Here is a 10,625-nt window from a genome sequence, read left to right as displayed (position 1 = left end):
TGGCCGAAGAACAGCATCTGCGCATCCCACGCATCCGAAGTTAGCGGCCAGCCGTGCGAAAAAACGACCGGCGTACCCTGGCCCCAGTCCTTGTAGAAGATTTCGGTACCGTCGCCCGATTTAAAGTAGTTCATTGCAACCCTCCAAACTTGTCTTGAATTGAATCCGTTCTGGCATGCCGGCGGGTGGCGCGTCACGGCATCAGCTCGTGACGCGTCATCCGGCCGCGCTTCCGTTACTTATGCTTGATGTCAAAGCGATCGGCGTTCATCACCTTCGTCCATGCGGCAACGAAGTCGCGCACGAACTTCTGCTGAGAATCCTCGCTGCCATACACTTCCGACAGCGCGCGCAGTTGCGAATGCGAACCGAACACAAGATCGACGCGCGAGGCCAGCCACTTGACTTCACCCGTCGCACGATCGCGACCTTCATAGGCTTCGTTGGCCTCCGACGTCGGCTTCCACTCTGTACCCATGTCGAGCAGATTGCGGAAGAAATCGTTGGTCAGCACTCCGCGACGGTCCGTAAACACGCCGTGCTTCGAATCGCCCACGTTTGTGCCCAGCACACGCAGGCCGCCGATCAGCACCGTCATTTCCGGTGCTGTCAGCGAAAGCAATTGCGCCTTGTCGATCAGCAGCTTCTCTACCGGAATCGTGTACGCACCCTTCTGGTAGTTGCGGAAACCATCGGCGATCGGCTCGAGCACGGCCATCGATTCGACATCCGTCTGGTCGGCACTTGCATCGCCGCGGCCCGGCGTGAACGGTACTGTCACGTCGACTCCAGCCGCTGAAGCCGCCTGCTCGATGCCAGCATTCCCCGCGATCACGATCATGTCGGCCAGCGAGACCTGCTTGCCGTCCACGGCAGCCCCGGTGAATTCGGCCCGCAGCGCACCCAGCACCTCCAGCACCTTGGCCAGTTGCGCAGGCTGGTTAACTTCCCAATCCTTCTGCGGTGCCAGGCGCACGCGTGCGCCGTTCGCGCCGCCGCGCTTGTCCGAGTTCCGGAACGTCGATGCCGAAGCCCAAGCCGCCGAAACCAGTTCCGAGACAGACAGACCCGATGCGAGCACCTTGGCCTTCAGCGCGCTCACGTCCTGTTCGCTCACTAACGGATGATCGGGCGTCGGAATCGGGTCCTGCCACAGCAATTGCTCGCTGGGCACGTCCGGACCGAGGTAGCGCGCGCGCGGCCCCATGTCACGATGCGTCAGCTTGAACCATGCGCGCGCGAACGCATCGGCGAACTCGTCCGGGTGATCGTAGAAGCGGCGCGCGATCTTCTCGTAAGCCGGGTCGGCACGCAGCGCGATGTCCGAGGTCAGCATCGACGGCGCCCGGCGCTTGCCCGGTTCGAACGGATCCGGCACGCTGTTCGCGCCGGCACCGCCCTTCGGCTGCCACTGGTGTGCGCCGGCCGGACTCTTCGTCAGCTCCCAGTCATAGCCGAACAGATTCCAGAAGAAGTTGTTGCTCCACTGCGTTGGCGTCGAAGTCCAGATCACTTCGAGGCCGCTGCCGATCGCATCGCCCGCCTTGCCCGAACCGAACGAGCTCTTCCAGCCCAGCCCCATCTGTTCGAGCGGCGCCGCTGCGGGCTCAGGCCCGACGTGCGACGCATCGCCCGCTCCGTGAGTCTTGCCGAACGTGTGACCACCCGCGATCAGCGCAACGGTTTCCTCGTCGTTCATCGCCATGCGTGCAAATGTCTCGCGAATGTCGCGCGCCGACGCCAGCGGGTCTGGATTGCCGTTCGGGCCTTCCGGGTTCACGTAGATCAACCCCATCTGCACCGCCGCCAGCGGTTTCTCGAGCTGGCGATCGCCGCTGTAGCGCTTGTCGTCCAGCCAGGTCGTTTCCGAACCCCAGTAAACATCTTCGTCCGGCTCCCACGAGTCTTCCCGGCCGCCCGCGAAACCGAACGTCTTGAAGCCCATCGATTCGAGCGCCACGTTGCCGGTCAGCACGATCAGGTCGGCCCACGAAATCTTGCGCCCATACTTCTGCTTGACCGGCCAGATCAGCCGGCGCGCCTTGTCCAGCCCGACATTGTCGGGCCAGCTGTTCAGCGGTGCGAAGCGTTGTTGCCCGCGCCCCGCGCCGCCACGGCCATCGCCCGTCCGGTACGTGCCGGAGCTGTGCCACGCCATGCGTACGAAAAACGGCCCGTAGTGACCGAAGTCCGCCGGCCACCAGTCTTGCGATACCGTCATCAGCGCGCGCAGGTCGGCCTTGACTGCTTCCAGATCCAGGCTATTGAACGCCTCGGCATAGTCAAAGTCCGGATCCATCGGATTCGACTTGCTCGAATGCTGGTGCAAAATCTGCAGGTTCAACTGGTTCGGCCACCAGTCGCGGTTCGTCGTCCCGTTGCTCTTCCCGTGGTTGAACGGGCACTTCCCCTCATTCGACATCTGGATTTTCCTTGTGTTGCAAATGCAATATACTCAGTATATCAAAATATATCCTGGTCCTCGCCGAACCCGACAATCGCCACAGAACATCCGCCCAGTCAGGAAGCAGCCTGAATGCCTTCCAGAACGATCTTCCCGACCGCCTTGTTGCTCTCGATCAGCTTGTGCGCACGCCGTAGGTTCGTGGCGTTGATTTCGCCAAAATTCTCGCCCAGCGTCGTTCTCAGCCGGCCAGCATCGATCAGGCTCGCGATCCGGCCGAGCAACACATGCTGCCTGGACATCGACGCGGTGCGGAACATCGATCGCGTGAACATGAACTCCCAGTGCAGCGAGATAGACTTACGCTTCAGCGGCATGACGTCCAGCGAAGCCGGATCGTCGATCAGCGCGAGTTGCCCTTCGGGCTTCAGCAGTTCGATGATCTGCTCGTAGTAGCTATCCGTGTGCGTCAGGCTGATCACGTGTTCGACCTGCTCGATTCCGGCCTCACGCAGTTGCGCCTGCAACGGCTTGCCGTGGTCGATGACGTGATGTGCCCCCAGGTCGCGTACCCACGCTTGCGTATCAGGCCTCGACGCCGTACCGATCACCGTCAGCCCCGTGAGTTGACGAGCAAGCTGCACCAGGATCGATCCCACGCCGCCGCCAGCGCCAATGATAAGTAGATGCTCGCTGGCGCCGCCGCCTTCGGCGATACCGAGCCGATCGAACAGCAGTTCCCACGCGGTGATACCGGTCAGCGGGATCGCCGCCGCTTCGGCGCGTGTGATCGATACGGGGCGCCGGCTCGCGATCCGCTCGTCGACTATCCCGTACTCCGCGTAGCTGCCCGGGCGCGTGATGTCTCCCGCATACCAGACCTCGTCGCCGATCGCGAATTCCGTCACCTCAGCGCCGATGGCCTCGACTGTGCCAACCGCATCCCATCCCAGCACGCGCGGCGCCGGAGGCTGCACGGCATTGCGCAATTTCGAATCGACCGGGTTCACCGAGATCGCCTGGATCCGGACCAGCAGATCGCGTGCGCCCGGTACCGGCTTAGGCAATTCGACGTCATACAGCGATTGCGGATCGTCAATGGGTAATCCCGCCTGTGCGTAAACGATGGATTTCATCAAAACCTCACGATATAAAGAAAGGTGGCCGGATCCCTGCCACCTTCGATTCTTCTTTGAAGCCAGTCGCCGCTTTCAGCTTCCGCGCAGGAACGTCCCGACGTGCGCGACATAATCCGATGCGTACTGGAACAGCGCGCCGTGACCCGCGTTCGGATAGACGATCAGCGTCGCGTTCGGCAACCCGCTCGCCAACATGTAGCTGTTTTCGGTCGGGATCATGATGTCGTTGCTGCCGTTGGTCACGAGCGCCGGATGGCCGATCTTCGCGAGCTTGGCCTTCACGTCGCCATCCCACTTCGACCAGCCAATCATCGCTTCTAGCTGTGCCGGCGCAACGTCCGGGCCGGCCGGCAAGTCGCGCTCGCCGATACGCTCGTCGAGACGCCGCACAAAGGCATCGGCCGCTGCCCGCCCCTCGGTGCTTGCCGGAAAGAACAGCCGCTTCAGCTTCTCGCTCATCGGCATCGCCTCATCCGTATAGATCGCGAGCAGTTCCGGCCGGTCCATGCCGGCACCGACGCCGCCTTCGGGCGCACTACCGGAAATCACGAGACGCCCGACCAGCTCCGGACGTGCGATGGCGATCTCTTGGGCCAGAAAGCCACCCAGCGAAAAGCCCAGGATGTGGAGTTTCTCGAGGCCGATCGCATCGACAAACCGCAGCACGTGCTCGGCCATCCCCGCGATCGTCTTCGGAACCGTGCCGCCGGAGCGGCCGACACCTGCGTTCTCGAACAGCACGATTTCGCGATCCTCAGCCAGCGCGTCGACGATGGCCGGATCCCAGTTGTCCAGCGTGCCGGTGAAATGCTGCAGGCACAGCAACGGCAAACCGCCATTGCGATTGCCGAACCGACGGTACGCATAATTGACGCCCGACACTTCAACGTAAGACGTTTCAGCGCGGGACGACGCAATCTGACTCATGAGTCTCTCCTCGGTGAGCGAATGGCATCGCTCACCAAAATGGGTTCAGACGAGTTCGATGTTCTCGAGATCGATGGATACGACGAGCGGCTCGGCAACCGACGACCCGTCGGGCATGCGCGGATAGATCCGGCGGCGCGTCGGCACGCGAATGCCCGAGACCGTCACGTAGTCGCTCACGTAATGCGCGCCCGGCGTGTTGCCAGCGATTTCAACGTCGTAATCAAGACGGCGAATCAGGTTGTCCGCTCCGACATAAATCGCCTGCACCTTGCTGAATACTTCCAGCGTCGCAGGATACGTCACGCGGATCTTTCGCCACGTTTCTCCCTGCTCCGTCCACGGGCCGACATCTTCGCACTCGACACCGTCCCACGCGAGCACGAACGGCGCATTCAGATACGTCCACATCGCACAACCCGCGAAAAACGCCAGTTGCAACGGATTCCACGGCGTCTCCAGCGTGTGGCCGGCGAACGATTCGCGCGGATGATCCAGCGCTTCGATGACGCGTCCCGACGCGTCCACCAGAGCAATGCGATCGCCCGTGAATTCGCTGCGCGCGGCAATCGTCCCGAACGGAGCATGCGATGCCCACTGGCGATCGGTTGCAACCGACACGCGCGTGCGATCCAGCACGCCACTCTGCCCTTTCACCCCCCACAGCGCGCCGCCCTGAATCAGGTCAGCACGGATCTCCCGAAACTTTCGCCATTGCGCGAGCCCGCCATGCGCTTCGATGATGGTTTGAGCGACGATGTTGTTCATGCCTGTACTCCCGAGTTTGCAGAATTCATGAGTAGGACCGCGCGGAACCGCACATCGGCACGCATCATGCGATCGTAGGCCGACTGCGCCTGCTCCAGCGGGAACGTCTCGATCAGCGGCTTAACGTCCTGAATACGGGCGAACCTCAGCCCTTCCTCGTTGTCGACGACCGTTCCCGTCAGCGCGCCAACCACGGAGTGCGCTCCGAACACGAGGTCGATGGCACTCAACGTGATCGCGTCACCCGGCACGGCCACGACGATCAGCTTGCCGCGCGGCGCGAGCCCCGGAACGATCTCCGACATGCCTTTCCCCGTCGGCGCCGTGCCGAGCACAACCTTCGCGCCGCCAATTTTCTGCAGCACCGCTGCCGCATCCTCGGCGCTGGCATCGATATAGCGATGCGCGCCCATCTCGCGCGCCAACTTCGCCTTGTCGGCACCGCGTGCGATGGCAACGGTATAGAAGCCCATCTTGCGTGCGAACTGTACCGCCAGGTGGCCGAGCCCGCCGATGCCGTGAATCGCCACCACGTCGCCCGCGCGCGCGCCCGCATTGCGCAACGCGTTGAACGTCGTCAGCCCCGCACAAAGCAGCGGCGCCGCTTCGGCCGCGTCGAGATCGTCAGGCACGCGCACCAGGCCGCGGGCTTCTGCGATCATCACCTCCGCATAGCCGCCGTCAACCGTCATCCCCGTAATCACGGGATTGCTGCAATTGACGATGTCGCCCTGACGGCACGACGGGCAGGTGCGATCCTCGCCGGCCAGAAATCCCACGCCGACGCGCGTGCCGATCTCCCATCCGGCAACGCCCTCGCCGAGCGCGTCGATGCGCCCGACCACTTCATGCCCCGGCACGCGCCGCGTCTCGCCGTCACCGGCCCGCTCGACGGTCGCGCTATCGGAATGACAGACGCCACATGCCTCGACACGAATGCGGACTTGACCGTGTCCGGGTTCCCGGACCGGCAAATCGACGAGTTCAAGCTGTCCGGTTGCCTTTACGACAGCGGCTCGATAGGTAGACTGCATGGTCATTCATTCACCGTTCATTCAAAGCGGAAATCGGAAAGATCCACACCGACGATCAGCGGTTCGGCGATGGCCACGTTCTCCGGCGAACGTGGATAGATCCGGAAACGCGTGGGCATGAGAATCCCCTGCACTTCCACATAGTCGGACAGATAACGGGCAGCAGCATTGCGCCCCTGGATGTCGACTTCATAATCGTGCCGGCGCAGCAATCCGTCGGCATCGAAATAAAAGGTCTGGATCGTGCTGTGGCTCGCGACATCGCTAGGGAATTCGAGCTGCAACCGGCGCCACGGCAGACCGTCGACGACCCACGGTTCGATTTCCCGCGCCTGAATGCCGGGATAACGCAGCAGGAACGGCGACGTCAGGTAAGTCCACATCGTGTAACCAGCGAAATAGGCCAGTTGCGGGTTGGACCACGGCGTTTCCATTTCGTATCCGTCGAACGAACTGCGCGGCTCGTCGAGCGCTTCGATGATGCTGCCATCCTCGCGCCGAATCTCCACGCGCGACGGCGTATAAATCGAATAATCGGTGGTCGGCGCGAAAGGTGTATGCGAGACGTTTTGCTCATGCAGTTGCACGGTGACCCGGGAATCCGTCAGCACGCCATCGCGTTGCTTCAGTTTCCAGATGACGCCCGTGTGATGCAGCGTTGCCGAAACACTGCGGAATGCGCGGAAGCGGTCCCAGCCGCCCGCTTTCTCGATGGCCCAATCAATCAAATCGCTCATGTCTATTCCAATGGCACTGTGAAACAACCTGAACCGGCGCGCGTCCGAGCCCCGGGTATGAGCGTCATGCCCGATACCCGGATTTCAAATTAATGCCGGTTGTTAAACGACAAATCAGATACTGGCGAATATGCCCTTATTCACCAGCCACGAATGCGGCAATGCATTTCGCCGATGCAACCGGATACTGGAGGTGCGGGCCGTGGCCCGTGCACGGGAACGTCACCAGCTGCAGCGTCGGGAGCCGATTATTGAGCGCATACCAGTTCTCGATCGGGAACACGATGTCGTGGTCGGCGCCCACATGCAAAATCGGAATCGTCGTGTTCTGCATTGCCAACAGCACGGCGTCTGACGGGAACATCGGGTTTCGCGGCCCGTCGCCCAATTGCTCGCCGGCCCATTCCCATGGCACCTCCGGGCTGCGATCGTGCTTGCGTGCGGCCAGCCGTTCAGCCGAACGCTCCGCGGCGATGCGGCTCTTCTCGGATTTCGGCTCGAAGAACAGGCGGACAAAGTCCTCGAAACCATTTTCACGTCGCGCCATTTCATAGAACAGCGGTTCGCCTGCCTGCACCAATTGGCCCGGCGGAGTCGTGGCAATCAGCACCACGTGACTCACGACATGAGGCAGTTGAGTCATCGCGATCTGCGCTGCAATGCCGCCCACCGACCAGCCGCCGATGACGACCTGTTTGAGTTTCAGCGCGCCGATCAGGTCGATCGCGTCCTTCGCGAGCGATACGGGGCTATACGTGCGCGAACCTGTGGACGCACCGAGGCCGCTATAATCGAACACCGTAACGCTGAACCCCTGCTCGACGAGGCTATCGAGAAACAGCGGATCCCAGGAATCCATCGTCCCGCGGAATCGTACGCAGAGCACGAGCGGAGTCCCGCTGCCAAACGTGCGATAGGCAAGACGCCGTCCCGACACTTCGACAAACTGCGTTTTTGCTGCATTACTGAGCGATTCACCAATCATCTGGGCACCTTCTCTTCGGATAGCGAAAGAAACGAAAATTGCGGCACACAATTTTTCGTTATTCGATCTTTCTTACGGAAATATGTCGCCCGAGCAAAAATATTGCTACTCGTCGACGATCTTCGAGCTGGACATGCACAGCGGATTCTCGTGGCGCCCATGCTCCTCGAGAGCCATTTCGGCCTTTCGTTCCGCCCGGCTAACAGGGGTCTGACGTCTCGTATGATCAACGCTGTTAATTGATTTTCCAAGGACATTTATGGATAGGTTTTGCGACAAATCCCGACCCAATTTCGTGCACCATACGGGATTTCCCCACCCTTCGATGTCGAGGCATTCTCGCCAAAATGAATACATCCACCGACATGTCGATGCGGAATTCGCGAGAATGGAATCGGCTCGAAAAAACTGCCGCCCCCCACTTTTCAGTCGAAATTGCTCGTGTAAACGATATTCGGCAGGTAAGCAATTTCGCTAGGCGATATGGTCGACATCGCCAGCGCAGTTCGACAGGCATCGTGACGATGCACGCGCACCGCGCCGAACCGGCTTCAGTTTGGTGCAAGCATGATCCAATAGACTAGTCTCACCCCCATATACGCGGAGTCCGGTGAATCGGGCTCGACTGCATACAACGTCAACACTGGATGAATGGATATTGATTGCACTTCCCGCCGCGCCCTGCTTCGCAAATCAGTGCGTGATATCGCATTGCACCGAGCATCCCACCAAACTTACACCTACCCTTCACAGGCGTTCCCTGATATCACTCCGCCGATGTGGGATGTGGAAGTCGCGTCGATAGCGCAATCAAGGGCGGATAGCGTAATTTCACCATCGGAGCTCGATCATGACAGGCAAAATTGCAGCGACAACCGCATTAAACAGCCTACAAAGGCTCTCGAGAGCCACGACTTCGCTGCCGACCAACGACAGGCCGATTCGGGCGAGGCCGCCGGCAAGCACGCCCGCCGTGCTCGGCGCACTCCGCGACCTCACCCCGAGCAATAACGGGGTTGAGCGTCCCAAGCTCAGTGTGAAGGCAAAGCCGCCGGGGGCAACACCGATGACCGCCCCGGACAAGAGTCGAGGCCTTCCCCAGACACTGGCATCCGATCTCCTTCACGCGGCCGGAAACACGCTCCCGGGACTGGCAGGCCACCTGGCACATTTTGCTGCGGCTGAGGTAACACCAAGCCCGTTTTCAACAGCAGTCAACTCGGGCGCGATGCAGACGGCCCAGGATCAAAGCGAAGACGCGATCAAAACGGCCAGCGAGCAAGCAGAGAGCCAAAACAGGCTTACGCTGCAGGCGGCAAAAATTTCCGAAAGCATGACTCTGACAAGCATGCTAGCAACAACGATGAACAAAGGCGCCGACAATATCGCCAAAGCTGGCGGGGGCCAGTAAGTGTGAATGTGGCGAAGTACAGTTCACTTGTTATCCGACGATTTTCTCCCAGCAGCGGCAGCACACGGCACCGGCCGCATGCAACCGACCAACGGGAGGTGGGTGGCGCTATGTGTTCCGTCAAGTGTTTGGGGCGGACTTGGGTTGGTAAATGATGCCGTCGCGCAGCATGGCGAACAGGATGTCGCAGCGTCGCCGTGCCAGCGCGATGAGCGCTTGGTTGTGGCGCTTGCCCTGCTGGATCCTGCGCGTGTAGTAGACCCGCGAGACAGGATCCCGCAATGCCGCGAAGGCGGATAGGAACAAGGCGCGCATGAGCACCTTATTGCCGCCTCTGGATGGATGCACTACGGTGCGCCTCGCGTGTACGTGATGCTTCGCCGGGAAGGCTGGCGAGACAATCACATGCTGTAATTGCGTCTCCGGCTAACGACGGAGGCTGCCATGGAAACGTATGTGGGTCTCGATGTATCGCAGAAGTCAACGGCGGTTTGCGTAATCGATGGGGACGGTAATCCCGTCTGGCGCGGAACAGTAGCATCGGATCCGAGCCTATCCGAACCTTTGTGTGTGAGGCATAAACTGATCGCCAAGGAGCCACTTTATGCCACGCAAACGGAAGGAAAAAGGGACTGGACCGGCCAGCCTTTCGTAGACATCTTCGAGCCATAATTTATGGCTACCGAGGAGGTCCGTATGAGCAGCAAGCGGTACACGCACGAGTTCAAGATCGAGGCAGCCAAGCAGGTAAGCGCGAGGATGATCGACTGCTGGGGCTGATCAAGCATCACTGGTTGGCTAGCGGCGGCGTCTACGGTTATCGCAAAGTCACAGTGGATTTGCGCGAATCGGCGAGGTGTGCAGCCGCCACCGCGTGCTCCGGCTGATGCAGAGCGAAGGCTTGCGCGCCGAGGTTGGTTACGGCAGCAAGCCACGCTATCGCGGCGGTCCGTTCGGCGTTGTGGCCAACGTCCTGAACCGACACTTCGCGCCTGATGCGCTTGGAGCAGCCCCCTGAAACGCCGGACACAGTCACCCACTTACAATAACGGGTAGGCATAAGACTTTGTTTTTGACTAACACCAGGCAGGAAGTGACCCTGCCTCGTTTTCACGTACAGCATGTCATGCAGCAGCGCGTACGGTTTCGTATTCGACGGGAGTGCAGTAGTCGATCGACGTGTGCATGCGCTGTCGATTGTAATAGCCTTCGATCCAGTC

9 protein-coding genes and 3 pseudogenes are annotated in these 10,625 nt (G+C 60.7%); 2 read left to right on the top strand and 10 right to left on the bottom strand.

Going from position 1 to position 10,625, the window contains the following annotated elements; translation table 11 throughout:
• The 8 genes and pseudogenes from G3O00_RS43620 to G3O00_RS34885 all read right to left on the bottom strand — a co-directional run.
• Positions 1-134 (bottom strand): annotated as a pseudogene (locus G3O00_RS43620) (alpha/beta hydrolase); the annotation flags it as partial.
• A gap of 101 nt (positions 135-235) precedes the next feature.
• A complete protein-coding gene (katG, locus tag G3O00_RS34915) occupies positions 236-2,422 on the bottom strand; it encodes a catalase/peroxidase HPI (RefSeq protein ID WP_206145708.1) in 2,187 nt (728 codons plus the stop codon).
• A gap of 98 nt (positions 2,423-2,520) precedes the next feature.
• On the bottom strand, positions 2,521-3,540 hold the full coding sequence (locus G3O00_RS34910; RefSeq protein WP_206145707.1) for a zinc-binding alcohol dehydrogenase family protein: 1,020 nt from the start codon (positions 3,538-3,540) through the stop codon (positions 2,521-2,523).
• A gap of 75 nt (positions 3,541-3,615) precedes the next feature.
• Positions 3,616-4,470, bottom strand: coding sequence for an alpha/beta hydrolase (locus tag G3O00_RS34905; protein ID WP_206145706.1), 855 nt, complete (start codon positions 4,468-4,470; stop codon positions 3,616-3,618).
• A 45-nt stretch (positions 4,471-4,515) separates the two neighbouring features.
• Positions 4,516-5,238, bottom strand: coding sequence for a hypothetical protein (locus tag G3O00_RS34900; RefSeq protein WP_206145705.1), 723 nt, complete (start codon positions 5,236-5,238; stop codon positions 4,516-4,518).
• The gene (locus G3O00_RS34895) at positions 5,235-6,278 is read right to left on the bottom strand and encodes an alcohol dehydrogenase (RefSeq protein WP_206145704.1); all 1,044 of its coding nucleotides are present in this window, start codon (positions 6,276-6,278) and stop codon (positions 5,235-5,237) included. The genes G3O00_RS34900 and G3O00_RS34895 overlap by 4 nt, the downstream gene beginning before the upstream one ends.
• A gap of 11 nt (positions 6,279-6,289) precedes the next feature.
• Positions 6,290-7,009, bottom strand: coding sequence for a hypothetical protein (locus tag G3O00_RS34890; protein WP_206145703.1), 720 nt, complete (start codon positions 7,007-7,009; stop codon positions 6,290-6,292).
• Between the two features lie 136 nt (positions 7,010-7,145).
• Complete coding sequence (locus G3O00_RS34885) at positions 7,146-7,994, bottom strand: alpha/beta hydrolase (protein ID WP_206145702.1); 849 nt, start codon at positions 7,992-7,994, stop codon at positions 7,146-7,148.
• 850 nt (positions 7,995-8,844) lie between these two features.
• Between G3O00_RS34885 and G3O00_RS34880 the strand changes: the two genes are divergently transcribed.
• Positions 8,845-9,405: a hypothetical protein gene (locus G3O00_RS34880; RefSeq protein ID WP_206145701.1), complete on the top strand. Its 561-nt coding sequence runs from the start codon at positions 8,845-8,847 to the stop codon at positions 9,403-9,405.
• Positions 9,406-9,525: 120 nt separating this feature from the next.
• Here the strand turns inward: G3O00_RS34880 and G3O00_RS34875 are convergent.
• Positions 9,526-9,750: pseudogene (locus G3O00_RS34875) on the bottom strand (IS110 family transposase); the annotation flags it as partial.
• Positions 9,751-10,157: 407 nt separating this feature from the next.
• Here G3O00_RS34875 and G3O00_RS34870 point away from each other — a divergent pair.
• Positions 10,158-10,357: pseudogene (locus G3O00_RS34870) on the top strand (IS3 family transposase); the annotation flags it as partial.
• 172 nt (positions 10,358-10,529) lie between these two features.
• Here the strand turns inward: G3O00_RS34870 and G3O00_RS44185 are convergent.
• Positions 10,530-10,625 (bottom strand): IS3 family transposase (locus G3O00_RS44185; RefSeq protein ID WP_346779005.1); only part of this gene is annotated, 96 nt, incomplete at its 5' end.

The sequence above is a fragment of the Burkholderia sp. Ac-20384 genome (assembly GCF_017104605.1).
Classification (GTDB): domain Bacteria; phylum Pseudomonadota; class Gammaproteobacteria; order Burkholderiales; family Burkholderiaceae; genus Burkholderia; species Burkholderia lata.
This window is presented reverse-complemented; position numbering and strand designations above follow the sequence as displayed.

Coding starts and splice junctions, on each gene's coding strand:
- katG (WP_206145708.1), bottom strand. CDS start 2,422: ATGTCGAATGAGGGGAAGTGCCCGTTCAACCACGGGAAGAGCAACGGG.
- G3O00_RS34910 (WP_206145707.1), bottom strand. CDS start 3,540: ATGAAATCCATCGTTTACGCACAGGCGGGATTACCCATTGACGATCCG.
- G3O00_RS34905 (WP_206145706.1), bottom strand. CDS start 4,470: ATGAGTCAGATTGCGTCGTCCCGCGCTGAAACGTCTTACGTTGAAGTG.
- G3O00_RS34900 (WP_206145705.1), bottom strand. CDS start 5,238: ATGAACAACATCGTCGCTCAAACCATCATCGAAGCGCATGGCGGGCTC.
- G3O00_RS34895 (WP_206145704.1), bottom strand. CDS start 6,278: ATGACCATGCAGTCTACCTATCGAGCCGCTGTCGTAAAGGCAACCGGA.
- G3O00_RS34890 (WP_206145703.1), bottom strand. CDS start 7,009: ATGAGCGATTTGATTGATTGGGCCATCGAGAAAGCGGGCGGCTGGGAC.
- G3O00_RS34885 (WP_206145702.1), bottom strand. CDS start 7,994: ATGATTGGTGAATCGCTCAGTAATGCAGCAAAAACGCAGTTTGTCGAA.
- G3O00_RS34880 (WP_206145701.1), top strand. CDS start 8,845: ATGACAGGCAAAATTGCAGCGACAACCGCATTAAACAGCCTACAAAGG.